Source organism: Pseudomonas sp. UMAB-08 (assembly GCF_900095225.1).
Classification (GTDB): domain Bacteria; phylum Pseudomonadota; class Gammaproteobacteria; order Pseudomonadales; family Pseudomonadaceae; genus Aquipseudomonas.
In genome coordinates this window covers 138,807-165,197 of sequence record NZ_LT607418.1, presented here as the reverse complement: position 1 = coordinate 165,197, position 26,391 = coordinate 138,807, and the positions used below count along the sequence as shown (strand labels likewise).

Genomic DNA, 26,391 nt, shown 5'->3' with positions numbered 1-26,391 from the left:
GCGCTCAGCCCGTGCAGAAGAACACTGAGTAACACCGTGCAAATGGCGGTAGCGATCAGCGTATTACCCGCCAGTAGAGGGTAGTCCATGATCATGACGGCAAAGACGATAGTGGCCAGGCCGCGCGGGCCGAACCAGGCCATGAACAGACGGGTTTCGATGTCGAAGCGGGTGCCTAGCAGACTGATGAGCACGGGTAGCATGCGCACCACAGTCAAGCTGAGCAGTGCGTAAAACCAGATGTCCAGGGTCAGGCTGCTCCAGGCTTTGGGGATGACCAATGCGCCAAACACGGCCCACGTGATGACCGATAGCAGGCTGGCAAATTCTTCGCTGGCCTGAAGCAACTGATGCTTTTGTTCCTTAAACAGGTGACCCGCGAGCAGCCCCCCGACAAAGGCGGCAATAAAGCCACTGCCGCCCAGGGTTTGCGCAGTGGCAAAGCACAGAACGGCGAGGCCGGGCAGGGTAAGTTGTGACCACACGGGCATCTGCCACTGGTGCTTCCAGGAAAGCCGCTGCAACTGCCAGGCGACCATGGTCAGGGCTATTCCGGACAGCGCGCCAATGCCCAGTTCCTCGACAACCAGCTTCGCCGCGAGAGAGAGAGGGGCCTGAGTCTGTTCTTCGACCAATAACGCCAGGAACATCAATAGCACCGGGACGCAGATCCCGTCATTCAAGCCGCTCTCTACGTTCAACCCTTCACGCACGGGAGCGGCAACCTTGGGGTTGCTGACAACCGCCTTGCCCAGCGCTGCGTCGGTAGGCGCCAACAGGGTTGCCAGAATCGCCAACTCTATCAGCGGCACCTGCGGGAATAGCCAGATACCCACCAGCCACCCACACAAGATGGTCAGGGGCAGGCCTATCAGCAGTAAACGCAACGGAAGCCCTTCATGGACCCGCAGGACTTTGAGGTTAGCGTTGGCCGCATCACTGAACAGAACAATCGCAAGGGTCAACTCGGCCAAGGCTTTGAGGCCTTCCCTGCCAATCCGGAGTTGCAGAATATCCAGCACCGCGGGACCGAGAATGAGACCTGCGAGCATAAACATCAGCGGACCATTGAGCAGGCTCGACTCGAAGCGCCCGGCGAAGATGCTGTAGAACAAAAGGAAGGCCGTGAGCAGAGCGAGGTTCTGGTACATGAGGCCTGCCAGTCTGAAGGACGGTAGGTCAATTATGGTCAGCCCCTGACTATCCGCAAACCGGTTGCAGAACTTTCTGTCGGCGCCGGTGACAAGCTCTCAAACAAGCTACATTTACAGTTGAATATCTGCTGCGGCTGCGCGAACACTGAATTTACAGAGAGCCACGGCATTGTTGCTGACGAAGTTGCAGGGGGCGGAGGAGTGAGTGTTTGGCGCTCCTCTTGCGGGTCGTAAATGCTCATACAGGTACCGGTAAGCGGTATGAGCACTTGTTGTAAGGCAAACAGCGAAACCAGCTGCGTACCATTGTGACTCCATGGAGATCAAACCACTGAATAGGGTGAGTCTTGGCCTGGAGTGTCTGATGAATCGACAAGACCTTGAACCGAACGACCCGCACTCAGGCTCCGAGACCCAGACCGCAGCGCGGCATTCAAGCGGCGGTTTGCATCAGTGGGTGCCGGAGTGGATTCGCAACTATCGGCAGGGCTGGTTCAAAGGAGATGCCATTGCCGGCCTGACGACTGCAGCGGTGGTCATACCAAAAGCACTGGCTTACGCCACTATTGCCGGACTCCCGGTACAAGTCGGGCTTTATACGGTTTTGGTACCGATGGCGATTTATGCCTTGCTCGGCTCTTCACGTCCGCTCAGCGTGAGCACCACCACGACAATCGCTATCCTCGCAGGTTCTGCACTGGGTCAGATCACCCCGACTGGCGACCCTATTGTACTCATGGTGGGATCCGCCACGTTGGCAGTGCTGGTAGGGGCTTTCCTTGTTCTGGCGGGGTTGCTGCGTCTGGGATTTGTGGCCAACTTCATCTCGGAGCCCGTGCTGGTTGGATTCAAGGCAGGCATAGGCATCGTCATCGTGCTTGACCAAGCGCCCAAGTTGTTAGGCATCCACATCGAAAAGGGCAACTTCCTCCATAACCTCATCGCCACGTTGGGGGGGATACCGCACGCTGCGCTGCCCACCGTTGCGGTGGGGGTCTTCATGGTGCTGATCCTGGTCGCGATGAAGCGTTTCACCCCAAGCGCGCCCGCACCACTGGTCGCGGTGGCCATCGGGATTGCCGGGATGAGCCTGTTTGGCCTGGACCGCTTCGGTATTTCGTTAGTCGGCAATGTTCCAACCGGATTACCTGCCTTGACGTTGCCTGCGGGGGAGTGGGTGACCCCACTCTGGCCCGCAGCCATAGGGATCGCGCTGATGAGCTTTACCGAAACAATCGCTGCGGGACGTGCCTTCGCCCAGACTGACGAGCCCGCGCCCCAGCCCAATCGGGAACTGATCGCGACGGGTATAGCGAACATAGGTGGAGCCTTCCTGGGGGGGATGGCGGCGGGTGGAGGAACCACGCAGACCGCAGTAAACCGACTGGCGGGGGCACATACGCAATTGGCGGGGTTGATTACAGCGGCACTGGCACTGGGAACGTGCCTGCTGCTGGCGCCTTTCATCAGCTTGATGCCGAATGCCACGCTGGCGGCCGTGGTGATTGTCTATTCGGTGGGTCTTATTGAAGTCTCAGAGTTTCGCGACGTCCTGGCGGTGCGTCGAACAGAGTTCATCTGGGCGCTGGCGGCCATGTTGGGGGTCATGTTGCTGGGAACACTGCGAGGCATTGTCGTTGCGATCATCGTTTCGCTCGTCGCCCTGGCCTATCAGGTTTCCGACCCTCCGGTGTATGCCTTGGTCCGAAAACCAGGCACTAACGTTTTCCGCCCGAGATCCGATGAGCATCCCGAGGATGAAAGCTTTGCCGGATTGCTGTTGGTGCGCTCAGAAGGCCGGATTTTCTTCGCGAACGCCCAGCGGGTCGGCCATAAGTTGCTGGCGTTGATCGCTGAGTCCAAGCCGAAGGTCATTGCTCTCGACCTTGGCGGAGTGTTCGATTTGGAGTACACCGCGCTAAAAATGCTGACCGAGGCCGAAAGCCGAATGCGCGAGCGTGGTGTGATGCTGTGGCTGGTGGGCATGAATCCAGGCGTGTTTGCCATGGTGAGAAAATCGCCGCTGGGGCGCTCGCTGGGCCCTTCGCGAATGTTCTTCAATCTTGAGCAGGCGGTTGCACATTTTCAGGCATAGCCGACGGTCAGGGCATCGAAGGCTTCGAACATCGCCAAAGCAAGGCCAGGAGGTGAGCCTCATGCACGACATCAAAGAAGAGAAGCGTGCGCGCGTGCTCGATCCGATTGATCGTGTCTCGGAGGTGATCTTCGGCCTGCTGATGGCGATGACTTTTATAGGCTCGCTTAGCGTGGCAACGGCTGGCCAGGAGACGGTACGCACAATGATGGTCACGGCACTCGGTTGCAATCTTGCCTGGGGCCTAGCGGACGCCGTCATGTACCTCGTACGCACGGTCACTGATCGCACGCGCAATCGGACGCTTTACTTACGCCTGTGCAAAGAAACGGATGCAGCGGCGGGGCAGACACTCATTGCTGGCGCACTGCCTCCTCGTATCGCAGCGGCGGCCGGCAACGAGGGCCTTGAAATGATTCGTCGCCGGATGCTCGAATTTTCGGGCGCACCCATACCTCCGCGTCTGCGCCCGGACGACTTCAAGGGCGCTTTCGGCATCTTCCTTCTGGTGACACTGGCAACATTTCCTGTTGCGGTGCCATTCATGCTGTTTCATCAAGTGGCGGTTGCGATACGCGTGTCGAACATGGTCGCACTCGGGATGCTATTTCTCGCGGGTTGGGCTCTTGCGCGATACGCGGGTGGAAGCCGCTGGCGTGGAGGGACGGTAATGGCGATCACCGGTACGTTGCTGATGTTAGCGATCATGGCGCTGGGAGGGTGAAACATAGAGGTGCGGGACGGGCGCCGGTAATAGCAGTTTCCATCAGCACCCGAACGGAGGGCATCTTGCAGGACTGATCTTGGCCTCACACACAAAATAATCGGCCTGGACGACTCTTAAAGCCCGTCTTTCTCCAGGTTATCCAAGTTAATCGGATCGCCGGGTTTTATGCCCAGCTTGTCGCGAATATCCTCGAACATCGCATCGTATTCGGCGTGGCTGCGCATGATAGGACTTTCATTAGGGGGCAGACCGTGCTTGACCGCGACCTTGGCTACCAGACTGGCGAAGTTGGAGGCGGTATCGCGGTGCATGTCGAACTCATCAACGAACTCTCGGCCCGACACCTGCCCGACCATCTTGAAGTGCATCAACATGCCTTCCTTTGGGTCATGACGAACCTCATAGAAAACGTCGATGTTGAATTTTGGTATGCCTGGGATTCCAGGAATACTGGCGCGATTGAGATGGCCTGGCGTGAACATACGATGACCCTGTTTAGTCTGACGCTGTGAGTCCTGCTCATACCCGCTGAATCAAACGACTGATTCAGGTGGGCTACACGGGAGGAACTTACCGTGGATATAGACCTGCTTCTCCAGTACGTACATGTATCTGAATACTCCCAAGCAAGACTAGCGGGCGCTGGACAGACTGCAAGGCGGGTAATGGAATCCAGCGGTGGCCCGTGACCACATGGGCACGGGCTGTTTTGATGGTTTGGTGGGCGCTTCTGCCCAGTAGCCAACGAATCTGTCAGTAGCGTTCCAGCCAGTGGGCATACGGCGCCGGCAGCGTCCAGGACGCACGGTCAATGCCCAGTTCACGGGCGGCGAAATAGGCCCAGTGTGGGTTGGCCAGGTGTGCACGACCGACCATTACCACGTCCAGTTGACCGTCCTTGAGCACTTTCTCTGCAATCGCCGGGGTGCCGAAGCCCCAGGCTGAAGAGACCGGAATGTCGGCTTCGCGACGCACGCGCTCGGCAATCGGGCCCATGAACGACGGCGCCCAGGGAATGTTGGTTTCAGGGATGGTGAAGCCAATACTGACGCTAAGCATGTCCAGCCCGGCGGCTTTGAAGCGTCGGGTCAGTTCGATGGACTCCACCAGGGTTTGCTCGTCCCGACCATCGTATTCGAGTACGCCGAAACGCGCGGTCAGCGGCAGGTTTTCCGGCCAGACTTCGCGCACGGCTGCCAGTGTTTCCAGAAGGAAACGGCTACGGTTGTCAAAACTGCCGCCGTAGGCATCTTCACGATGGTTTGAGTGCTCGGAAAAGAAAGTCTGCGCCAGGTAACCGTGAGCGAAGTGAAGTTCCAGCCATTCGAAGCCGGCATCACGAGCGCGACGGGCGGCAGCGACAAAATCGTCACGCACACGAGCAATGTCGTCCAGGGTCATGGCCTTGGGCTGTTTCGGCAGGTTGGCGCCGAACGCGATGGCGGACGGGGCGATGGTCTGCCAGCCGCGGGCATCATCGTCGGCGATATGATCATCGCCTTCCCATGGGCGGTTGGCGCTGGCTTTGCGCCCGGCGTGAGCGATCTGGATGCCCGGCACCGAACCAGCGGCCTTGATGGCCTGAACCACCGGTACAAACGCCTGTGCCAGCTCGTCGTTCCAGATCCCTGTGCAGCCTGGAGTAATGCGCCCTTCGGGAGCTACTGCAGTCGCTTCTACAATCACCAATCCGGCGCCGCCGCGTGCGATAGCGGCCAAGTGGACCTGATGCCATTCGTTGATCAAACCATCGATTGCCGAGTACTGGCACATGGGCGGGACCGCAATCCGGTTGCGCAGCGTGACATCCTTGAGTTTGAACGGTTGGAACAGCGCAGACATGGTCATACCTCTTAGCGAAGGAATATTCCGTAGTTCGATAGTATTCGAACAATAGCTCATGGGTAAACCCCTGTGTATGATTCACCCATGCGCGCATTCAAACATCCACCTGCCAGCGATTTTGTCCTCGAACGAGTGCTTTATGCCTTGAGCGACCCGGTTCGCCTGGAAATCGTCCGTCATCTTGGCCGTGTCACCGAAGCGAGTTGCGGCGAACTGGATGGCGGCAGGCCAAAGTCGAGCATGTCCCATCATTTTCGGGTGCTGCGCGATGCGGGTCTGGTGCACACTCAAAACGTCGGCACCCTGCACATGAACTCATTGCGCAGTGCTGACCTGAACAGCAGGTTTCCCGGCCTGCTGACGGCAATCCTGGCTCAGCAGGATTGATCGAGACACCGTGCATCCGGCCCCAAGAAGCAGTGAGCACGCTACGGATCTCACTTCGCGAGCTGCTTACGGATCGCCTGCAATTCCTTCTGACGGTTAGCGTCCGTATTGGGGTACGTCATGTTGAGGCCCACGAGCGTGTCGAGAATGATTTGGGAGACAAATAGCCTGGCGTTTTTCTTGTCATCCGCAGGAACGACATACCAAGGGGCATCGTTTGTGCTCGTCGCACTGATACATTTTTCATAGGCCCCCATGTAGTCCTTCCAGAATTTTCGCTCCTCAATATCAGCAAGACTGAATTTCCAGTTTTTTTCTGGCTCATCGATGCGTTCAAGGAAGCGTTTACGCTGTTCCTCTTTCGATAGATGGAGAAAGAACTTGATGATGCGGGTTCCGTTACTGAAAAGGTGCCGCTCCAAATCCGTGATCGAACGGTACCGGGCGTGCCAGATCGTGGTCTCATCGAGATTGGTTTCCGAGAGGCCTTCGCTGCTGAGGATTTCTGGATGTACACGCGTTATCAGCACCTCTTCATAGTAGGAGCGGTTGAAGATGCCGATTCGCCCGCGTTCTGGCAGGTCGCGGGTGGTGCGCCAAAGGAAGTCATGTTGCAATTCGGCGGCGCTGGGATGTTTGAAGCTGAATACCTGGCAGCCTTGCGGGTTGACACCTGACATCACGTGCTTGATGGCACCATCCTTTCCCGCCGTGTCCATCGCCTGAAAGATCAGCAGGACAGCATAACGATTGGACGCATAGAGAAGCTGTTGCAACTCACTCAGTTGCGCAACGTGTTGACCCAGAAGTTGGCGATATTGCTCCGTCGATTTATACACCGGCTTCACGTTCGTGGGCCACCTCCGGAGGCTGCCCAACTTGCCTTCCGGCACGCGAAAGTCTTTCGAATGTATTTTCATCTTGATCTTCCAGGGGGCCATCGCTCCTCATAGCGTGTAGTGCCCCCTATGTAGCCATCTTGACCATTATCAAGTTATGGCAAGACAAGACCGTTGCCGTCGATGGTCATCTATGGGTCATGGCAGCACTCTCAATGCCGAGGAATAGAGAACAGGCGTGCTTCAGTGTCTCCGACTTTCAACTCTGACACCTTCGTCCAGTCGCCAGGTATGGAAGAAAAATCATCCGGTGGTTCGCTGTTGCTGATCAACCACACGCGCGCAGAGTCGCCGGGTAACGCTTCAAGACTGTCCAGGTAAATTTTATCGGAATCCTGATCGACCAGCGTGCCGAACCCGTAGCTGTTTGGTCGCCCCGAAGTACCATTGGCTAGTTTGGGTGTGTAGAGCAGTGGCTCAGACCCCGTCTTGTTGTAGTAGACATAACTGAAATACCAGAATAAATCGCTGACAACGATGCGGTCATTGGCAGCATAGTGCTGATTGACATAGCTAACCAGCTTGTCGAACTGTTCATCATCCACCTGGTAGTCATTGCGCAAACCAATCAGTTCTACCCCCAGGATACCCATGAGCATAGCGATTGCCACGTAACGGAAATGACGCTCGATTTGATCAATGGCGATTGCCAAAATCATGGGCAAACCCAGGGCAGAGAACATTAGATAACGTTCGACCAGCAGTGGCGTTATCCACGAGATCAGAAACACAACGAGCAAAGGAAGAAAGGTGTAAGTCACCAATAAAACATGAAATTTATAGGGGCCTCGGTCACGCAGGGCCACCGCACCGGCGACCAGCGCCACCGCGAGTGGAAGTGAAAAATAGAGCGGCCATCTCAGGCTTAAACCATCCGTAAGGATCAAATACTGCCAGAGCGTAGAGGGCAGAGAATAGCGTGTAACAGGCAGTATCCAGCCAACGTCGCCACCGACCTTGAGTTGTTCAAGGTGCTGCAGCTGGTCAATCAGGCCGGGAATCCAGGGGGCATACAGCAAGGCAATGAGACCGTTGGCGATCCACCATGCAGGGCGAGTGATGAGGCGGGGCTTTGTATCGCGTATGAAAAACAGGTAGGCCCAGTGTGAAAGGACACAAAGGCCGGTGAAGTAATGAGTGTAAAAGCTTGCCGTCATTAACAACGCATAGATGACGAGATACCGATGACGGTCTGGATTTTTTACCCAATAGACAAGCGCTATGGTTGCGCCCACCAGCCAGAGCCCCATGAGGGAGTACATCCGCACTTCCTGGCTATAACGCACTGCAATGGGCAGTAAGGCCAATAAAACTCCGGCAAGGGCCGCTGCTCGACGTGTTGCGATCAACTGAACCAGCCAGACACCGAGGGCTACCGTCACAATGCCCGGCAGCACGCTCATGGCCCTGACCGAGAAAATACCGTTCCCGAATACTTCTATCCAGAAGTGCAAGAGGAGGTAATAGAGAGGTGGGTGTACATCGTGAGCGCTGTGGAACCAGATAAGCGCTGGCGAATACCGACTCATAAGTAAACTTGAACCTTCATCGCACCAGATTGCTGATGCGGTTGAACCATAGAAACGCACCAGCGCCGCCAGAATCAGGATGGGTAACAACCAAAGCTCACGAGTCCAAAACGTAGCGCGTTTGATTTTCTGTGCAGTGCCTGGTTCGAGAGCCTTGCCCATAATATGGTTTTTTTGAAATTTCATACGTTCTCCCACGCCATGCAACCCTCTGACACAAAGCAATTTTCGATTTTTGGCGACCGTACGTGGATGCCAACCATTTCAGGAACGTTCCCGATTATCCAGTGATGGGAGGAGGGTAGCGACTAACCTTGATCCCGAACTGTTTTTTGATTCAGGATATCGAGCCGGTCGACAGCCAGATCGTTCGTATAAACTCTGCGCATACTGTATCCAACCACGTCATGTTTTTGCATCAGGGTCTTGAAAGAAGACTGCCCGCCACTACTTCGCACCCGGCGACTCCTGAAAGCCCGGTACGTGTTGATTGACATGAGGCAACCATGAGCACAGGTGTTCCATCGCATCCCAGTTTTGCCAGCCAACGTGAACAGTTTCTGGCTGCTGCCAAAGCGGCAGGTGCAAGTCTCGCTGAGTACCGCCACCCATTGACCGGGCCCTCCGGCGAGCCGCTGAGTACCGATGTTGCCGTGCTCGGAGACCCACATGCGAAGCGGGTGCTGGTTGCCCTCAGCGGCACGCACGGTATTGAAGGCTTCTATGGCTCGGATTGCCAGATCAAATGGCTGCAAGCGCTAACCGGTAGAACCTTGCCCGACGATGTCGCGGTGTTGATGATCCACTTGATCAATCCTTGGGGCACGGCCTGGATGCGCCGCGTCAACGAAGACAATATCGACCTCAACCGTAACTATCTGAATTTCACTCAAGCGCTGCCGGACAATCAACGGTACGAGGCGCTGCACGAAATCTATACCTGCACCCAGTTGCAGGGACCGAAGCGGGAGAGGGCTGACGCCTTGCTCAACCAGCGAATTCGTAAAGAGGGCTGGTCAGCGGTTATGTCGATTGTCGAGGCCGGTCAGTACGCACACCACGACGGTCTTTTCTATGGCGGCAAGGCACCTGCGTGGTCGAACAAAACCCTGCGCAAAATCATACAAGAGCACCTCGCTCACGCCGAGGTGGCCATGTGCTTTGACCTGCATACCGGCGCGGGAGACTACGGTCACCCAATGCTGATGACAATTGCCCAGTCGTCCTACCCGGCGCTGCACGATGCCCAGGCGGTGTACGGCCCATGGCTGTATACCTTGCTCACTGGAGCTGAAAGCAAAAGCGATACCGGGGTAGCAGCCACAGCCACGGGTTACACCTCGCAGGCCATACTCGATGCATTGCCGCAGGTGCACTTAATGCCGTTCGTTATCGAATGTGGCACCTATCCGGGAGAGCAGGTCCACACTGTTCTACGCGACGATCAGTGGTTGCACCTGCACGGAGACCTCACTGATCAGGTCGCAAGGAAAATCAAGCTGGAGTTGCTCGAGCAGTTCTACCCCGCGGACAGTGACTGGCAAGAAGTTGTCTGGCTGCGCACCCGACACATCTGGGAGCGGGCTTTGGCGGCACTGCCACGGATTTATGGGACGCGGTCCATATGAGGCTGGTGGACAAAACTCTGGGCCCGAGCCTCCTCCAAAGCCGCGTATATTTCGACCACTTCGTCATCGTTCAGGATGCCAATCCTCTGCAAGGCGGTCGTTTCGATGTAGACCCTCGCATCCCACAGCGACCACTCACGAGACGAACGAGTAATACTGATTTCAATGTGGCTATAAATCCGAGCCTTCGCCTCGTCAATCGCTTCCTGGCTTATTTCGATCATCGCGGGAATTCCTTTCTAATCTTAAGGCGCCACCTGACCACTCAACTACCGGTAGAACTCAAGGTTGTTTAGCGACACCCCCAAAATCCACACGGTTGCATCCCGAATGTCGAAGTCACCTACAAATCAAATAATGGGATCCAATCACATCAGGAAGATGTGAAGCTTAACGTTAATCACGCCTCTCATTTTGCAACGCCTGAGCTAATATATTTATGATGTGTTCTACGGCCTGCGTATCTAAAACGTTCATCGTCCGTAAAAAAATAATAAGTGCCTCCTCACCTGAAGACAGTTGAGCAACCGCATTCGGAGTTCGTCTGCCCGTCACGACAAACAACACATCTATAGCCGTAGCAGACAGCCTGATAAGATAGTCAGCCTGCGGATACCTGACCCCTTTCTCATAATGACCTTGCGCATTGGGCTGTACGCCACCTATGAAAGAAAGGGTGCTCTGGGACAGGCCGCAGGCTTTACGCTCGTTTTTTAGTCTAGTGCCAATGTTCATATTATTTCATTCTGTTGAATGCAATAATGATGTCATAACAACACTATCACACAAGATCCTATAAGGTGTATTGTGCGCAAAATGCAATTCATTTGGGTGCATGTATTGGCGATAAGTGTTTGAATTTACAGTCGCGAGCACTTACATTAAGTCATACCATTTGAGGTGGGCAGCAGTATTATATCCACCATTGTATGACTCATTGAAAACTATGCTATTGCCTTTTGGTCGTGGATATTTGTGTGTTCTTTGACACCCTCGACAGTGAGGGTGACTTTGGGAAACGCGTCTCCAGCGCCACGGTGGTTAGTGCTTTCTTCGCAAGATGACCAAACATCTGTATTGCCGCTGGCTGAAGACGATTCATGGATGAAGTGTGAGTGTTGCTGAGGCCGATCCAGCCTCAGCAGCTATCCTAATCAAAAATCCAGGGTAACGCCGGTATAAAGTGCACGGCCATCACCCGGCGAGTGCAGGGATGCCACGGCACCCTCTGGGTCATACCAAACGTACTCATAGTAGCGGTTGGTCAGGTTTTTCAACTGCATATCGACGCTTACCGACTTGGTGACTTTGTAAGTAGCGCCGAGGTTCATCAGCACGTAACCGCCATAGGTACCTTTGGTGTTTTCTCGCTCCAGATAGTAGTTGGTCTGGCCGTTCATCCAAGCCGTTAATTGCAAGGCGGGGGTCGCCTCATAGCTGACGCCCGCGTTGTACAGATGATTGGGGATGTGGTCGATTTCCTGGCCCTTGCTGTTGGGCAAGGTCGCGCTGGGCTGGAGTATTTTCGAATACTGCCAAGAGTAGGCCATCCAGATGTCAGTGCGTTCGTTGGGGTGCAGGTTCATCTGCATGTCGTAACCCCAGCGCCGGGTTTCCCCGACGTTGTCCGATTCGCCGCTGGGATCGTTGAGCCGGCGGCTGACTTCACCAGAGGCTTCCTGCTGCCAATAGGCAACTCTGCCGTCGACCCAGTCGGCAGGGGTGAATTTGACTCCGGTTTCCCAGCCTTCATTGATCGAGGGCGCCAGATCGGTGTCCCTCGGCGGAATCTTGTAGGCCGCCGCACCCGTGCCGACCTGGAAAGTGCGTCCCCAGTTGGCATAGAGACTGGCCACGTCCCACGGTGAATAGACCACGCTGAGCTTGGGCTGCTTGATCAGGCCGTAGTTGTTGATGTCGTAGTCCATGCCGGTCATTTCGTTGGTGAAGTCACCCTGAATCTTATCGACCCGATACGCGGGGACGATCTTCAACGACTCGAATGGTTTGATCTCGGCCTGGACGTAAGCACCGTAGGTCCCGAAGTCGAACTGCTGGTCGCGAGTTTGCGACTGGCGAACACGCTGAGTGGTCTTGTAGCGCTCGCTTTTGTTTTGCTGCTGCTGGGCATCCGCGCCGCCTTCCAGGGCGAAGTCGTACAACCAACTGACTTCCGGGCGCCAGGTCAGGGAGGTGAGGGCGCCGTACTGGGTTTCGTAGGTGTCGCGTTCCTGCTGGGAGCTGGTGCTCCAATACTGGGTCCAGCGTCGGTCGTCGAAGGTGTTGACGTAGGTTTTCGCCGACCAGGCGAGGGTATCAGCCAGGTCAGTATCAAAATGTACGCTGACCTGATTCATCCGCCGCGTGCCCTTGTCCGTGGCGTTGTAGCTGTTGGTCATGGTTGGATGATGGTGAGCATCATCTTCACTCAGGTAGCCAGGCTCCTGAGCCTCGGTTTCATAGTGACGGGCGATCAGACCGATGCGGTAGCTGTCGTCGTCCGGTGTATAGAACCATTTGCCGGACATCGAAAATTTGTCGGCCTCGGCATGATCTCGGTAGCCGTCGGATTTCTGGTAGGCGAAGAAGTAGTTCTGGGTCCAGTTACTGCTTTCGATGCCCTTGGCGAGTTGGGTTTCCTGAGTGTTAAAGCTACCGTAACGGATGCGGGCCGTGGTGTAGTCGCCGCCGGTACGGGTCAGCATGTTGACGTTGCCGGCGATATTGTTCAGGCCGTAACGCGCGTCACTGGTGCCCCGCACCACCTCAATGCTGTCCAGTTCGAGAGGGAAAATCATGTCCATGAACGGCATGTTGCCGTCGTTACTGTTGCTCGGAATGCCGTCGATCAGCAGTTTGACAGCGTTGACCTCACCTTCGCCGTTGAAGCCACGAAAGGAGATCTTGCCGGATGTTGTGCCTTGGTTAAACTCGGTGAGCATTACTCCCGGCGCACGGCTGAACAGTTCCCAGCTGTAGTTGACCGGCATTTTTCCGAGGATGTCACTCCCCAGGATATCCACGGAACTGAGCACGCTGCTGGTGCTCAAGGGACCACCGGCATTGCCCTGCACATTCACAGTGCCGAGGGTTAGGGTCGAGTCTTCGGTTTTGGTGGCTTCGGCCAGTGCCGCAGACAAAGGGCTCAATGCGAACAGGCCGCACGTCAACAAGGACCACATGGAACGGGACACAGACAAAGGCTTTGCGCGAAGCAAAGTAGATGGAGCAGGCATAACGCACACTTCCTGATGACCAAGAAACTTCAAGGGTGTTTTAGCGGCTATGGCAGGGCAGCTAAAAATAGGTAATGAAGGCCCTGCCGGACCTATGTCAGGTGGCAGGGATTGGCGGTCAGGCGAGGGGAGAGGCGCGCGGGCTCAAGCTGGGCCAGCGAACTCTGGGGTGAAGTGCTGGCAGTTCAGGGTTGTCGAGCAGGGTGTCGGGGGCGTATCGGGGCAGGAAATGGCGGTAGTAGTTAGATGGCAACGCTGCCAGTCCGGCATGGCCACAACAGCAGTCTCCGTGATGCATAACGGTTTTGGCCGGAGTCGGTTGCAGCGTATCGAGCAGCTTGCCAAAGCCTGGGGGCAAGGCATTAGAGCTGCTGCCTGAACAGAACCCACCCCAGAGCAATAGTTGCAGGTCTGGCGTTTGCATCGCGCGACTCAGCGGCATGGCCAGCATGTTGAGTAACACTGCCAGGCAAGCAATCCAGGGGCTGATGCGTTTCAACGAGGCCATGAATGAGGTCGACGCAAAGGGGCGGCCATTTAGCCAGAACTCAGGCGTGATGTAAAAGTTCTGTGACGCGCTAATTTGCCGCAGGAAACCGGCGTTTATCGACCGTCGTTAATCACTAGTGAGAAGTCGAATGTGCATGTATCCAGAACTAGTGATCGCGCCACAAGCCATCCAGCAAATGACGAAAGCTCACTGTCAAACTGCTCGGTTTTGCGAACTGGGGTGGGGCGAGAGCGGGCCTCTCGCCATATTCGTTCATCTTGTGATTCCTCTGCACTTCGCCTAATGCACAAAAACAGTCCTCTTTCTTACCTATGTATTGGTAAGGATTGACGGTCCGTTGAGAGCCATTGAGGCATATCTCAGTAATCGCGTACTCGTCTTTGATGGAATATCTGTGCGTAAGGGTAGGGGCGATTGGCTATTTATGCCGCGTGCCCTCTAAGCCACCCTGAAAAACGCCACCTTCTGGGTAAGGCGATCAGCTAGCTGCGCCAGCTCCTGGCTGGCCGTTGCCACTTCCCGTGATCCAGTTGCTGACTGCACGGTTGAGCTGTGGATGCGGGTGATATTCTGTGCTACGTCCTCGGCCACAGCGCTTTGCTGGAGAGAGGCGCTGGCGATTTGGGTATTCATATGGTTTATGGCGCCCACTTCCTGGCTAATTTTGGACAGCGCACTCTGGGCGTTGCGGGTTTGAGCCACTGTCCGATTTACCAGTTCGCAGCTGTTGCGCATGGTTTGCGCTGCAGTTTCGGTACCGCTCTGCAAAGTGCTTATCATTGCGCGAATTTCCTCCGTCGACTGCTGCGTGCGGTTAGCTAGTGAGCGCACCTCGTCGGCCACAACCGCAAACCCTCGACCGTGCTCACCGGCCCGGGCCGCTTCGATGGCTGCGTTCAAAGCCAACAGGTTAGTTTGCGAGGCGATTGAATTGATCACGTCGATAACCGTTTCAATCTGTTCGCTATGCTTGGACACCTGCTCCACAGTGTTGGTGGTTTCAACCAGTGTGGTAGCCAGTTGCTCGATAGCTAGCGTGGTGTCTGCAACCAGACGGTTACCGCTTTCAACTTCAGCATCTGCGAGACGCGTCGCATCCGCTGCTTGGGACGCGTAGCCCGAGACCTCATTGACTGTGGCCGCCATTTGCGTAATTGCGGTCGCTACCTGTCTGGCCTCATGAGTCTGCAGGCTGATTTGGTCATTATTGGTGGACGATGTTGCCAACAGCTGCATGGATGAATGGTTGACCTCTTGGGCAGCAATGCGTACTTCACTGATGGTGTCGGCCAAGCGGCTGAGGGCGGTTTTCAACACGCCCATCACGCTGTTCGGATAGTCGGTAACGATCGTCTGTTGCAAATCGCCTGCTGCCAACCGTTGGATAGCCTGTGCAACCTCAGTCGGCTCCGCGCCCAGCGTTGATCTGATGAAGCGGATAATAAAGGCCGCCAGAATGATGCTCAGCAGCAACGCTATACCGGTGGCCAAGAGCATCAGACCGCGAAACTGACTAGCGGTAGCTTGTACCGCACTGAGCTGGGTCTTGATCGACACCTCTTCATAGTCAATCAGTGCGTTGACCCGTTTCAACCATTCGCTGTAGTCCCCGGAGGTTTGCCGCAGCAACAAAGCTCGTGCTCCAGAAATATCACCGGCGCGACGTAGGACAATCACCGATTTAGTAGACGCCAGAGTTTGCTTTTCAATGTCTTTAATGGCCAGCAGCAGTTGTTGCTCCTGCGATGTCACTCGCGGGCTTGCGAATAGCTGATCCAACGGCACGGCAGAATCGGTGTAGGCCTTTTCCAGTTTGATGACTTCAGTCAGGTGGATTTCCAAGTCTTGATCAGTATCCACCAACACCGCGTCCCGAATAGCTATGGCGCGGTTGTGCACACTTCCGCGGAAGTTTATAGCGTAGCGTTGAACCTTCGCCGCATTCTCGCTGACGTCTTCCAGGGTGGAGTCGATAAAACCCACCCGTTGAATACCAACGGCGGTGATCAATATAAGCAGCGACACGATGGCGGCGAAGCCAAGGCCTATGCGCGTGGCTAGGGAGACTGAATTTTTCATGGGTAGAGCTCGGAGATAGACCCGGTAAGGGCTGGATTGAGCGATATAAATCAGCCATAGCCCTGAGGGCAGGGCACGTTCGGTGGCTGCGGCCGCGTAATTAATATTGACGGGCAAGGCAATAGGTTAACGCTATGGAACCATTTTGATCGGCCTTGCGGATGCCCGAACCAGTGCTTGAATGCCTGAACTTCATGACACGCATCGACGGGGAGAAACCCGCTACTAGTCGTGTTCAAAATACTCAATGCACCGCTTCGGTCATTTTTCATTCCGGCGGTAAGTCCAATCGAAAACCCAGATGAGCCTTCCTCTGGGGCGGGCATGACGGCTCATACCACGGTAAAAGAATGGCGGCCATTGTAAGTCTGTGTATTTCGGCATATCTTATGCAAAAGCTATACAAAGTTTATGCTCATGTACAATTTAGAGCAATAGCCACTGACGCTTTACTTTGATGGTGAATGCACGCTCTTCGCTCGAGAAATCAAGATCCTGAGCCGACGCGCCATAGAGGCACGACTGCAGTTTTTTGACATCAGTAGCTGCTATCGCTGATCGACCGCTTGGGCCCTGCCTACAGCGGAAATTTCTTTGCTTATGACGGAGAGTGCCTACCGCGGTAGGCAAGGAGTGAAACTTGAATCTGAAAAAGTTGACTGCGCTGGCCACGAATGGCGAGATACGGGAGCTGGAACTGCTGTCTCTGGAGCGCGGTATCTATATAGCGCGCATTAGGCTAGATCACGGCCAGCTTACGCTGCTGAACGATTTGGCGAAGCCTATGCACCTTCGTTCCGTCACCCACTTGCGCGATCTGTTGCAACTGGTTCCGCCATTTCCTTGTGTGCTTGTGCAGCAGTGCGTCCATGATGAAATGTGCGGCGGGCGAGAAGGCCCCATTGAGTCGTTGCGAATTCCTTTTTCGCTAGCTGCGCCTTGGTGAGACCGCCTGTTTGAAATCTGGGGCTGTTGCTGGGCGATAAGCTGTCTTTCGATCTGAGACTGTGCGATGCATTGGATGCCGATCACGATGCCATACTGATGGCGGAGTGTGGGCGAGCTCGAAGGTCAGCGCCTGGATTTTCAGAGCGTCAACCTCAACTCTGGTATGCAACCTCTGCGTGTCTGCCTGGAACAGAAGAAGCTCGGCGACGAGCTTTTTCTGCAGCGCTCGGTCATAACTCGCGTTTCCGGAGGCGGTTTTTGCCCCGGTTTCAGTGCGCCGTTGGCAATGCGCTTTGCAAGGGTCTTAGCGAGTATCGACGAAAGATTTCATGACTGATGCAGGTTTTTTGGCCTGCGATCAATAGGGTTATAAGCCTCGATAGTGAAAGTGTTCATATCACCCCCGGCGATGCCCCTAATCGCTAGTTAGACCTCACGGAGTTTGAGGCTGCGGGTTGTGTTTATTTATTATTGCAATAGCTCACTCGGAAACGGGTATCGCTGTTTCATATAGCTCGATGCTCTATTTTGATACACTACGGGATACTATCCAGAAAGAGGTTCTCAATGTCCAAGCTTGCAGAATTCCGCCAGCTCGAAAAACACCTTGTTGAGCAGCTCCAAGCGCTCGAAGCCTTGAAAGGGGATGCTGGCCTCAAGAAAGAAATTGAATTCGAAACGAAGCTGCGTGAGCTGCTTGCTCAGTACGGTTACAACTTGCAGAACGTAATCAACCTACTCGATCCACAGGCTGATCGACGCGCACCAGCTAACCAGTCCAAGACCAGCACTCGCAAGCCGCGCCAACTGAAGGTTTACAAAAACCCTCACACCGGTGAAGTCGTCGAAACCAAAGGTGGCAATCATAAAACCTTGAAAGAATGGAAGGCGCAGTACGGCTCCGACACCGTGGAATCTTGGCTGACCAAGTGAAATTGGTTTGAGTACAAAAGGGCCTGGAAGGGTCCTTTGTTTTGGGCCATCACTTCAATCTGCATAATTGGTGATGGCTTACATCCCATAGACACACGGGTGGCCGCATCTAGCTGTGAGGATCGGCTAGGTAGGCGATAGCAATGCTATCACTACAAAAATCCACTCTTTAAGCTCACCTCAATAACGCAGTTAAAAATGATCATCATCTTTAACTGATGGAGCGCATACCTTGCCTGCGTAAAGCGGTACAAGCCTGACAAGTCAAAGCTATGAGCCTTCCTTATAATTTTTCTACAGGTACAGCAGGATTCAGTCATTTTTAGTGATTAGATTATTTTTGTTTTTTTAAGGCAAAAAGATGCTTTGTGTGAAATTACGTACGGAAGCGATGGTTCTGAGCAGAATCAGACACAATGATCACAATTGCTCAAAACGCAACGACCACGGTCTGAAGGGCAATAGCTCACAAGGCTATGATTCATAATAGTTTTTTTTATTTATCGAGTTTGTTATCAGCCTGTCAAAATTAGCTGAGGGTCACAGCGAGCGCGACCTGAAATATATAACTAAACTAAACAGCAATTTAGCGTAGTTAGACGTTTCGGTTCTGAAAGCAAGCGTACACCGCCCCGCAAGAGAAACCCATGGGTTCGCATAATGTATATTATGTTAAATAGCGAATCATGCTCAACCTAACACTTTGGCTCCGACTGTCCCTATTGTCAGAACGCCGAAGCAAATCTTTGTCTAAATTCGGAAGGAAATCCAAGATAGCGTGCTTTTAAGCGCTATTCACCGGTTGCTTCAATCTTGCTAGACTCACGCTGCAGTTCTGCCGACGTATCGGTTCATTATTTCGCAGACGCCTCTCTATTCAGTATTTGCTTCCTAAACAGCCAAAGTCAGGGCCGCGATGGGCGTTTATTCCGCATGGAAGACTCATGACTTGATTGTTAGTCGTTACAGTCGCACCCCCGATTTTCTCTTTGTCCGGAATATTGACACAACAAATTTTGAGCAATACTGTGGGTTCACTTGCTCTGGGATTCGCGGGCGTTAAGCCTCCCCCTGAAGACACAAGACATTCTCACTTTAGTGGTGGCCTTTTTTACATCCGTGCCTCAGAGAGCGGCCTATCAACGATCCACGACAGTTGGCGATGTTATGGGCGCGATATGACTCAGGCTGTGGAGTGACTAGGCCTTAGAGACGGTAAGATCTGGATAAGTGACATGTAATATCCGATAACGCGCAGACCCGGTTGTTGCAGATTTCTAGGGCGATGCTTAACATCACATCAAATCGTCTCTATCGCTAATCTGGTAATCACATGCCTGCGTCTCCGATCCGTTTGTTTGACACCTACAATCGTTTTAGAGATCTGAATTTTAGTCGTGTGTCTGATGAGTTACCTGTTGTAACTCAGTACCTTTATTCCTTTCCGTCAGAGCTTAAGGCTCAAGATGGTTACCTCGCGGTTCGCGGATTCCTAAAGTCCTATTCAAACAACGAAGCCACGTTCAATTCATACCGTACACATGTTGAGCGTCTTCTGCTTTGGTCCCTCCTGATAGCCAAAAAGCCGCTTCTAGAGCTCAGACGCCACGATTGTGAGAATTTCCTGGAGTTTTGCCTACAGCCTCGTCCTGAGTGGGTCGGTCCTGTCGTCAAATCGAGATTTACCCGGGTTGGAGGTCGCAAGGCTGCTGAAACTGACACCTACATCATCAATGAAAAATGGCGCCCTTTTAACATCAAGATCGATAAACAGATCCGCAAGGTTGCTGCGGAGAACAGTAAAAATTTAGATGACATAGCGTACAAAATGTCTGCTGGCTCGATGGGCCAGGTGTTTGCCGTTTGTGGCAGTTTTTTCCAGTACACCATTGACGAAGGCCTCACCACTGAAGCCAATCCAATTCGAGCCGTCAAACAAAAATCCAACTTTAAACAGCGCAACACGGTTATGAACTCTGGAAAAGCGCTCACTCCACTCCAGTGGAATTATGTAATTGAAACCGCAGAAGTCATGGCTCAGGAGGAACCTCGACATGAGCGGACGCTATTTATTGTGGCCACCCTCTTCTCTCTTTACCTCCGAGTCTCTGATCTAGTCGGTCGGGACAACTGGAAGCCTACAATGGGATCATTCGAGTTTGACGGTGAAAATTGGTGGTTCAACGTTGTCGGTAAGGGCAACAAGGCCGCGAAAATTAGCGTGCGAGACGAGTACATTGAGGACTACTTGAAGCGATATCGAGCCACCCTCTCCCTTCCGCCACTACCGTCTCACAAGGAGAGTACCCCACTAGTGAGGACAGTCAGAGGCCGGGCTGGGCTGTCAGATCGTTACATTCGGGCCCTAATTCAGCTGGTGTTCGATAAATCACTTCAGCGCATGAAGGATGAAGGTCAAACTGACTTAGAAATGGATAAGCTTCGGTCGACATCCCTACATTGGCTTCGTCATACGGCGGCTACCTTCGACGCACCATTTCGCGACATAAAGGATCTCCAGGCTGATCGTCGCCATGAGAGCATGTCGACAACGCAAAATACTTATTACAACTTGCTTGATCAAAAACGTGCCAAATCAGTTAAGGGGCTCGGAATCAAAGATAGAGGTTAGGTCTTAGGAGTAATGCCGAAGAGTTCCTGCCCCTCCAGCTCAACCTGCTGTACTAGACACCTTTCATTTACGGGTACCTCCGGGTCATAAGTAGCTCCAGCAACGATGGACAAGCCTTCCAAGTTAACACTCTGAAGACATGAAGCAGCATGAGTATGAATCGCCAGAAGAAATGGCCTAATGACCTAATCCTGAGAATCAGCTGAAGCAGCCTTGAGCAAATGGCTGCTTTTCATCGCTATCAACTTGTTGATGGTTAAATGAACATGGCTCCCATCGTGAGCGTTTGACTAAAACCGTCAAAGGTATTGTCTCGGTGCAGTACTTTCACCTGCCAAAAATAAAACGAGCGCACCTCAGCCTTCGTCGGTACAGGCCCTTCCCGGTAAGCCGTGCCTCGCGAAGTGAGTGCGGTACCACAGTTACCACTGAACTGCATGGGCCGCGCAGGTCCCCAACCCGCATTCCAATAACAAAGGTCTGCCACGATCTGCCCGCCTACCTTAATCTCCAGTTGCCCGTCACGAGGGGCTATTTCAGCTTCGTCAGAGCCAGGTAGCGTTGGAAGAAAGAGCCGTCCAGGATATAGGTCGTGCTGGAGATAACCTAAACGGTCTAAATCAAGCGGCAGTGCAAGCGGCCACGCCTTGCACTGCTCGTCCATCAGCCCGCCGAGCTGGGGCGGTGCGAAGACGGTTGTCGTGGTCCAAGGATGGCCAAGAGCGTCAGCAGAGGATCCTGTGTTGATGTCCCGACGCCGCAGTACATCCTGCAACACCTGAATGCCTAGTTGGCCGATGTCAGACGCACGAGGGGATCAACCCCCGGAGATCTCCTGAAGCAGTCGACTGACTGTTCAATAAGTCGCTGGAACGTAGCCGCATCACATGCCTGCTGCATCGATCGCCACACATTCGATTCGAGCTCAGCCCATCACCTCTCCTAGTGCCTGCAGCGCACGGCCTTCTCTCGCGAAAAGGTTGTCTAACGCCAGTATTTTTCAAAAAATTGGATCGTTGTTTGAAAACAAAATGAAAAGCAGCCGCTTTCAGCGAAAGGCGACTTCTGCCCTACCATAGGTTTAGCCGTCTAGCAGGAGTTCGACATCAAACGAATAAAAGGTAAAGGAAAAAGCCGACCTATTGTTAATCACCAAGCCGATGGCCGACACGAAGTTCAGGCAAAAGGTAGACTGCTCGTTTATCCATCGTCCGGAGTCGCTTCCCCTTGGAACTCAAGCAACTGCGCTATTTCGTGAAGATCGTCGAGCACGGCAGCCTTGGCCGTGCAGCATTGGAGCTGGACGTCGGCGTCTCAGCATTAAGCCAACAGATCGGCAAGCTTGAGAGTGAACTGTCGACTCGCCTGCTAAACCGTACCAGCACTGGCGTGACTCCGACCAGCGCGGGGTTCGCCTTCCTGCACCACGCCCAACTGACCTTGCGCCAGGCGGAGAACGCGATCCTGGCGGCACATCGTGGGCGCATGAGTGGATACGTTAGTGTCGGGCTGCCACCCACCACTGCCACGGTTCTAGCGCTGCCGTTGATCAATGCAATGCGCGAGCGTTACCCGGACATCCAGCTGCACTTGGTGGAGATGCTGTCCGGGCACCTCGCGGCGCAGCTCAATGCGCGGCAGATCGATCTGGCAATCCTGTTTCAACTCGAAGGAGGCAAGCGCTGGAGCGTGACGCCGTTGCTGGACGAAAAACTATTCGTGATTGCCTCCCGAGAACTGCCTGGCGCACCGCGCGGCGACAGCGTGCAACTGGCAGATCTTGGTCGACTGCCTTTGGTGATGCCCAGCTCCCAACATGGGCTGCGTGCGACTCTGATGACCGCATTTGAGCGCTCGGGCATGGCGCCTAACATTATCATGGAGGTAGACGGGCTGGTCGTACTGATGAACGCGGTACGGGCCGGGCACGCCGCTACGATTCAACCAGGTGCGGCCGCAGCATTAGAAGGGCCGTCGGGACTATCGCTGGTACAGATCGCTGATGCGCACGTTGGGCGTAGGAATTTGCTGGCGACTCTTGCTGACGACGAACTGTCCCCCGCTGCTTTGGCGACGCGGGTCGTGATAACCGATGTCGTACGGCAATTGGTCAATGATCAGCAGTGGCCCGGAGCGCGTTTGATTGAGGGAATTTGAGACTTAGAACACTATCGGCGAATGAATGCCTTACAGGCAATGCCGCCCAATCACTCGTTGTTCGCCTCGCACACCGTTGCGATCAAAGGGGCCGCTGACCGTAGAGAATTCACTTCGCCCCCCCTTTAGCAAAACTAAAGCCCCCATGTACAAATCCGCCTTTCGCCCCCTTGGACGTCGCACTACTGTTCGCTCACTCGCCAGCAGCAACTCGTTCCCGTCTGCTTGCGAACTGAGGAGAAACGATGGTCGATGTTTTGGTTATAGGCGGCGGCAACGCGGCCTTGTGCGCGGCGCTGATGGCGCGGGAAGCCGGTGCCAGCGTGATGCTGCTGGAAAGCTCGCCAAAGGTCTGGCGCGGTGGTAATTCACAACACACGCGCAACCTGCGCTGCATGCATGATGCGCCGCAGGATGTGCTGGTCGACGCGTATCCGGAAGAAGAATATTGGCAGGACTTGCTAAAAGTTACCGGCGGCATCACCAATGAAAAATTGGCACGCATTGCAATTCGCGCCTCTTCCTCGTGTCGCGACTGGATGCGATCCCACGGCGTGCACTTCCAGCCACCGCTGTCCGGCGCATTGCATGTAGCGCGCACCAATGCGTTCTTCATGGGTGGAGGCAAGGCACTGGTCAATGCGTACTTTCGCAGCGCTGAACGCCTAGGTGTCAAGATTCGCTACAACGCTCAAGTAACCGATATCGAGCTGAACGATGGAAAATTCGTCGCCGCACACATCAGCGAGCGTGATGTCGATGGACAGCATCTGCCTGCCGAACGTGTCGAAGCCCGCTCCTGCGTGCTGGCAGCAGGTGGCTTCGAATCCAACCGCGAATGGCTGCGTGAGGCTTGGGGCCAAAACGAGCGCGGCGAATGGCCGTCGGATAACTTTCTGATCCGTGGCACGCGTTTCAATACCGGAGTGTTGCTGCGCCGCATGCTGGATCTTGGCGCTGACGTCATAGGCGATCCGACACAGGCGCACATGGTCGCCATCGACGCCCGGGCGCCGCTTTACGACGGTGGGATCTGCACCCGCATCGACTGCGTATCGCTGGGCGTGGTGGTCAACCGCGACGGCGAGCGCTTCTACGACGAAGGCGAAGATTTCTGGCCCAAGCGCTATGCAATCTGGGGCCGACTAGTGGCTGGGCAACCCAACCAGCAGGCGTATTCGATCATCGACCAGCAAGCGATCGGACGCTTCATGCCGCCGGTTTTCCCCGGTACCAAGGCCAACTCACTGCCAGAACTTGCGCGTCTATTGGATTTGCCAGAGGCCCAGTTCGTGCAAACCATCGAAAGCTACAACCGTGCCTGTCAGGTCGGGACTTTCGACCACACCGCCCTGGACGACTGCCACACCGAAGGCCTGACACCGGCCAAGACACACTGGGCACGGCCTTTGGTCAACCCCCCGTTTTATGGCTATCCGCTTAAACCTGGCGTGACCTTCACCTACCTGGGCTTGGCTACCGACGAAACTGCTGCTGTGCACTTCAAAGGTAAAGCCAGTCCGAATCTGTTTGTCGCCGGAGAAATGATGGCGGGTAACGTGCTGGGCAAGGGGTACACCGCCGGTATCGGCATGGCCATTGGCACAGCTTTCGGGCGTATCGCCGGTGTGCAGGCGGCGGCCTCGGTGGGCTTCTGCCCTTCTACTGTGAAATCGGAATCTCGACATGCAACTGTTTGATCCTCAAGCGTCCAGCCAACTGATCCCAGTTCTTAACCTGGAGGAAAGTGAAGTTGAGCGGCAGATGACCATCTGCAATGCCTGCCGCTATTGCGAAGGCTTCTGCGCGGTGTTTCCGGCCCTGACCCGGCGTCTGGAGTTCACTCAGGCGGACATCCATTACCTGGCAAACCTTTGCCACAACTGCGGTGCTTGCCTTTCGGCGTGCCAGTACGCAGCGCCCCATGAGTTTGCAGTCAATGTGCCTAAAGCGATGGCCAAGGTGCGTCTGAATACTTACGCCGAGTACGCTTGGCCGCAGCCGTTGGGCAAACTTTACCAACGCAATGGCCTAACCCTGGCTCTGGCTTCAGGTGGCGGCTTGGCGTTGTTTCTGTGCTTGACCCTGATGGTTATGGGTAACCTGTTCACGGCCATACCGGGTGGCAATTTCTACGGTATTTTCCCGCACAACACACTGGCCCTGATGTTTGGCGCAGTGTTCGGCTTTGCGGCACTGTCCCTGACAATCGGAGTACGACGCTTCTGGCGTAACGTCTCACCTGCCGACGCTGCACTACCACTGAAAACCTCTGCCGCCCTGGAAGCCACAGCCAACGTCGCACAGCTCAAGTATCTGGACGGTGGCCACGGAGAAGGCTGCAACAACGACGATGACAAATTCACTCTATGGCGCCGTCGCTTCCACCACTTCACCTTCTATGGCTTCATGCTGTGCTTCGCCGCCACGGCTGTGGCCACGCTCTATCACTTCCTGCTCGACTGGTCTGCCCCATACCCAATCTTTAGTCTGCCGGTGATGCTCGGAATCCTCGGCGGTGCCGGCCTGTTGGTGGGCCCGGCCGGATTGCTATGGATGAATCTGCGTCGCAACCCGGAACAGGGCGACGAGACCCAGAAACCCATGGATCGCGGATTCATCGCACTGCTGTTGCTGGTCAGTTCCAGCGGTCTGGCGTTGCTCGCTTTGCGCGAGACCAGCGCCCTGGGCCTGCTGCTGGCAATCCATCTGGGACTGGTTATGGCGTTCTTTCTGACCATGCCCTACAGCAAATTCGCGCACGGCATCTTCCGTAGCGCCGCACTGCTCAAGTACTCCATCGAAAAACGCCAACCCAACCCAATCAACGCCGGCAGTGACTGACCGTCACGACCTTTATTCCAATAACAACATCGAGTATCACCGTAGCCATGACCAAAATAAAAACGGAAAACACCCGATCCCGGACGTCAAAACTCGGCGCCATCATAAGGGTCACCAGCGGCAATTTTCTCGAACAGTTCGACTTCTTTCTGTTCGGGTTCTACGCAACCTACATATCCCAGACGTTCTTCCCTACAGGCAGTGAATTCGCCTCGCTCATGATGACCTTCGCCGTATTTGGTTCGGGTTTTCTGATGCGTCCATTGGGCGCCATCGTACTCGGCGCCTACATCGACAAGGTGGGGCGTCGCAAGGGTTTGATAGTGACTCTGTCGATAATGGCATGCGGCACGGTACTGATCGCGTTGGTGCCGGGGTACGCCAGCATCGGAATCGCAGCACCGATTCTGGTACTGTTGGGTCGATTGCTTCAGGGCTTCTCGGCAGGTGCAGAGCTGGGCGGCGTGTCGATTTATCTGGCCGAGATCGCAACACCGGGCCGTACTGGTTTCTACACCAGTTGGCAGTCGGCCAGCCAACAGATCGCGATCATCCTTGCGGCGGCGTTGGGCTATGGGATCAACGCCTATCTGGATGCAACCGAGATCGCTGCGTGGGGCTGGCGCATTCCGTTCTTCATTGGCTGCGTGATTATCCCGTTCATTTTCATAATTCGCCGTTCGTTGCAGGAAACCGAAGCGTTCAAGGCTCGCGCGCATCACCCAAGTACTGCTGAAGTGTTCCGCTCCATGCGGGACAACTGGCGCACTGTGCTGGCGGGTGGTCT

Annotated in this window: 23 protein-coding genes and 1 pseudogene (1 of these 24 cut by a window edge); 13 read left to right on the top strand and 11 right to left on the bottom strand. The window is 54.7% G+C overall.

Annotated elements, in window-relative coordinates; all coding sequences use genetic code 11:
- On the bottom strand, nt 1–1,151 hold the 5' portion of the coding sequence (locus K0F75_RS10590) for a sodium:proton antiporter (RefSeq protein WP_219061813.1). It extends 67 nt beyond the left edge of the window; only the first 1,151 of its 1,218 coding nucleotides appear in the window; it begins with the start codon at nt 1,149–1,151; the stop codon falls past the left edge of the window.
- Between the two features lie 367 nt (nt 1,152–1,518).
- Here K0F75_RS10590 and K0F75_RS10585 point away from each other — a divergent pair, with 367 nt between their 5' ends.
- The gene (locus K0F75_RS10585) at nt 1,519–3,249 is read left to right on the top strand and encodes a SulP family inorganic anion transporter (RefSeq protein WP_219061812.1); all 1,731 of its coding nucleotides are present in this window, start codon (nt 1,519–1,521) and stop codon (nt 3,247–3,249) included.
- A 61-nt stretch (nt 3,250–3,310) separates the two neighbouring features.
- On the top strand, nt 3,311–3,973 hold the full coding sequence (locus K0F75_RS10580; protein WP_219061811.1) for a VIT1/CCC1 transporter family protein: 663 nt from the start codon (nt 3,311–3,313) through the stop codon (nt 3,971–3,973).
- A 116-nt stretch (nt 3,974–4,089) separates the two neighbouring features.
- Here the strand turns inward: K0F75_RS10580 and K0F75_RS10575 are convergent, their stop codons facing one another.
- Both K0F75_RS10575 and K0F75_RS10570 read right to left on the bottom strand, forming a co-directional pair.
- A complete protein-coding gene (locus K0F75_RS10575) occupies nt 4,090–4,458 on the bottom strand; it encodes a DUF5064 family protein (RefSeq protein ID WP_219061810.1) in 369 nt (122 codons plus the stop codon).
- Nucleotides 4,459–4,729: 271 nt separating this feature from the next.
- Complete coding sequence (locus K0F75_RS10570) at nt 4,730–5,818, bottom strand: NADH:flavin oxidoreductase/NADH oxidase (protein ID WP_219061809.1); 1,089 nt, start codon at nt 5,816–5,818, stop codon at nt 4,730–4,732.
- 87 nt (nt 5,819–5,905) lie between these two features.
- On the opposite strand from K0F75_RS10570, the gene K0F75_RS10565 reads away from it, so the two are divergent.
- Nucleotides 5,906–6,208, top strand: a complete 303-nt coding sequence (locus tag K0F75_RS10565) for a helix-turn-helix transcriptional regulator (protein WP_219061808.1) — start codon at nt 5,906–5,908, stop codon at nt 6,206–6,208.
- 50 nt (nt 6,209–6,258) lie between these two features.
- On the opposite strand, the gene K0F75_RS10560 is transcribed toward K0F75_RS10565, so the two are convergent.
- On the bottom strand, nt 6,259–7,149 hold the full coding sequence (locus K0F75_RS10560) for an ADP-polyphosphate phosphotransferase (protein ID WP_257604308.1): 891 nt from the start codon (nt 7,147–7,149) through the stop codon (nt 6,259–6,261).
- Nucleotides 7,150–7,259: 110 nt separating this feature from the next.
- Entirely contained in the window at nt 7,260–8,822 is a 1,563-nt protein-coding gene (locus tag K0F75_RS10555; RefSeq protein WP_219061807.1) for a glycosyltransferase family 39 protein, read from the bottom strand.
- 320 nt (nt 8,823–9,142) lie between these two features.
- On the opposite strand from K0F75_RS10555, the gene K0F75_RS10550 reads away from it, so the two are divergent.
- The gene (locus K0F75_RS10550; protein ID WP_219061806.1) at nt 9,143–10,264 is read left to right on the top strand and encodes a DUF2817 domain-containing protein; all 1,122 of its coding nucleotides are present in this window, start codon (nt 9,143–9,145) and stop codon (nt 10,262–10,264) included.
- On the opposite strand, the gene K0F75_RS10545 is transcribed toward K0F75_RS10550, so the two are convergent.
- From K0F75_RS10545 to K0F75_RS26230, 5 genes are all read right to left on the bottom strand, one after another.
- A complete protein-coding gene (locus K0F75_RS10545; protein ID WP_219061805.1) occupies nt 10,243–10,488 on the bottom strand; it encodes a hypothetical protein in 246 nt (81 codons plus the stop codon). The two genes, K0F75_RS10550 and K0F75_RS10545, sit on opposite strands and share 22 nt — an antisense overlap.
- Nucleotides 10,489–10,660: 172 nt before the next feature.
- On the bottom strand, nt 10,661–10,999 hold the full coding sequence (locus K0F75_RS10540; protein WP_219061804.1) for a helix-turn-helix domain-containing protein: 339 nt from the start codon (nt 10,997–10,999) through the stop codon (nt 10,661–10,663).
- Nucleotides 11,000–11,418: 419 nt separating this feature from the next.
- Nucleotides 11,419–13,446, bottom strand: coding sequence for a TonB-dependent receptor (locus K0F75_RS10535; protein WP_219062035.1), 2,028 nt, complete (start codon nt 13,444–13,446; stop codon nt 11,419–11,421).
- A 172-nt stretch (nt 13,447–13,618) separates the two neighbouring features.
- The gene (locus tag K0F75_RS10530) at nt 13,619–14,008 is read right to left on the bottom strand and encodes a DUF2946 domain-containing protein (protein WP_219061803.1); all 390 of its coding nucleotides are present in this window, start codon (nt 14,006–14,008) and stop codon (nt 13,619–13,621) included.
- Nucleotides 14,009–14,449: 441 nt separating this feature from the next.
- Nucleotides 14,450–15,157 (bottom strand): methyl-accepting chemotaxis protein, encoded by a 708-nt coding sequence (locus K0F75_RS26230; RefSeq protein WP_374028636.1) that lies wholly within the window; start codon nt 15,155–15,157, stop codon nt 14,450–14,452.
- A 1,350-nt stretch (nt 15,158–16,507) separates the two neighbouring features.
- Between K0F75_RS26230 and K0F75_RS26225 the strand changes: the two are divergent.
- From K0F75_RS26225 to K0F75_RS10505, 5 genes and pseudogenes are all read left to right on the top strand, one after another.
- Nucleotides 16,508–16,633: pseudogene (locus K0F75_RS26225) on the top strand (DUF393 domain-containing protein); the annotation flags it as partial.
- A gap of 97 nt (nt 16,634–16,730) precedes the next feature.
- Nucleotides 16,731–17,036 (top strand): DUF6482 family protein, encoded by a 306-nt coding sequence (locus K0F75_RS10520; protein WP_219061801.1) that lies wholly within the window; start codon nt 16,731–16,733, stop codon nt 17,034–17,036.
- A gap of 108 nt (nt 17,037–17,144) precedes the next feature.
- Complete coding sequence (locus K0F75_RS10515; protein WP_219061800.1) at nt 17,145–17,375, top strand: hypothetical protein; 231 nt, start codon at nt 17,145–17,147, stop codon at nt 17,373–17,375.
- Nucleotides 17,376–17,605: 230 nt separating this feature from the next.
- The gene (locus K0F75_RS10510; protein ID WP_219061799.1) at nt 17,606–17,971 is read left to right on the top strand and encodes a histone-like nucleoid-structuring protein, MvaT/MvaU family; all 366 of its coding nucleotides are present in this window, start codon (nt 17,606–17,608) and stop codon (nt 17,969–17,971) included.
- 1,333 nt (nt 17,972–19,304) lie between these two features.
- Nucleotides 19,305–20,603, top strand: coding sequence for a site-specific integrase (locus tag K0F75_RS10505; RefSeq protein WP_219061798.1), 1,299 nt, complete (start codon nt 19,305–19,307; stop codon nt 20,601–20,603).
- Nucleotides 20,604–20,859: 256 nt separating this feature from the next.
- On the opposite strand, the gene K0F75_RS10500 is transcribed toward K0F75_RS10505, so the two are convergent.
- Nucleotides 20,860–21,381, bottom strand: coding sequence for a hypothetical protein (locus K0F75_RS10500; RefSeq protein ID WP_257604307.1), 522 nt, complete (start codon nt 21,379–21,381; stop codon nt 20,860–20,862).
- 449 nt (nt 21,382–21,830) lie between these two features.
- On the opposite strand from K0F75_RS10500, the gene K0F75_RS10495 reads away from it, so the two are divergent.
- From K0F75_RS10495 to K0F75_RS25705, 4 genes are all read left to right on the top strand, one after another.
- Complete coding sequence (locus tag K0F75_RS10495; protein ID WP_219061797.1) at nt 21,831–22,760, top strand: LysR substrate-binding domain-containing protein; 930 nt, start codon at nt 21,831–21,833, stop codon at nt 22,758–22,760.
- Nucleotides 22,761–23,005: 245 nt separating this feature from the next.
- Nucleotides 23,006–24,460 carry an FAD-dependent tricarballylate dehydrogenase TcuA gene (tcuA, locus tag K0F75_RS10490; RefSeq protein WP_219061796.1) on the top strand — a complete coding sequence of 485 codons (1,455 nt, stop codon included), beginning with the start codon at nt 23,006–23,008 and terminating at the stop codon, nt 24,458–24,460.
- Nucleotides 24,447–25,604, top strand: a complete 1,158-nt coding sequence (tcuB, locus tag K0F75_RS10485; RefSeq protein ID WP_219061795.1) for a tricarballylate utilization 4Fe-4S protein TcuB — start codon at nt 24,447–24,449, stop codon at nt 25,602–25,604. Before tcuA ends, tcuB begins: the two co-directional genes overlap by 14 nt.
- A gap of 47 nt (nt 25,605–25,651) precedes the next feature.
- Nucleotides 25,652–26,391 (top strand): MFS transporter (locus K0F75_RS25705; RefSeq protein ID WP_257604306.1); only part of this gene is annotated, 740 nt, incomplete at its 3' end.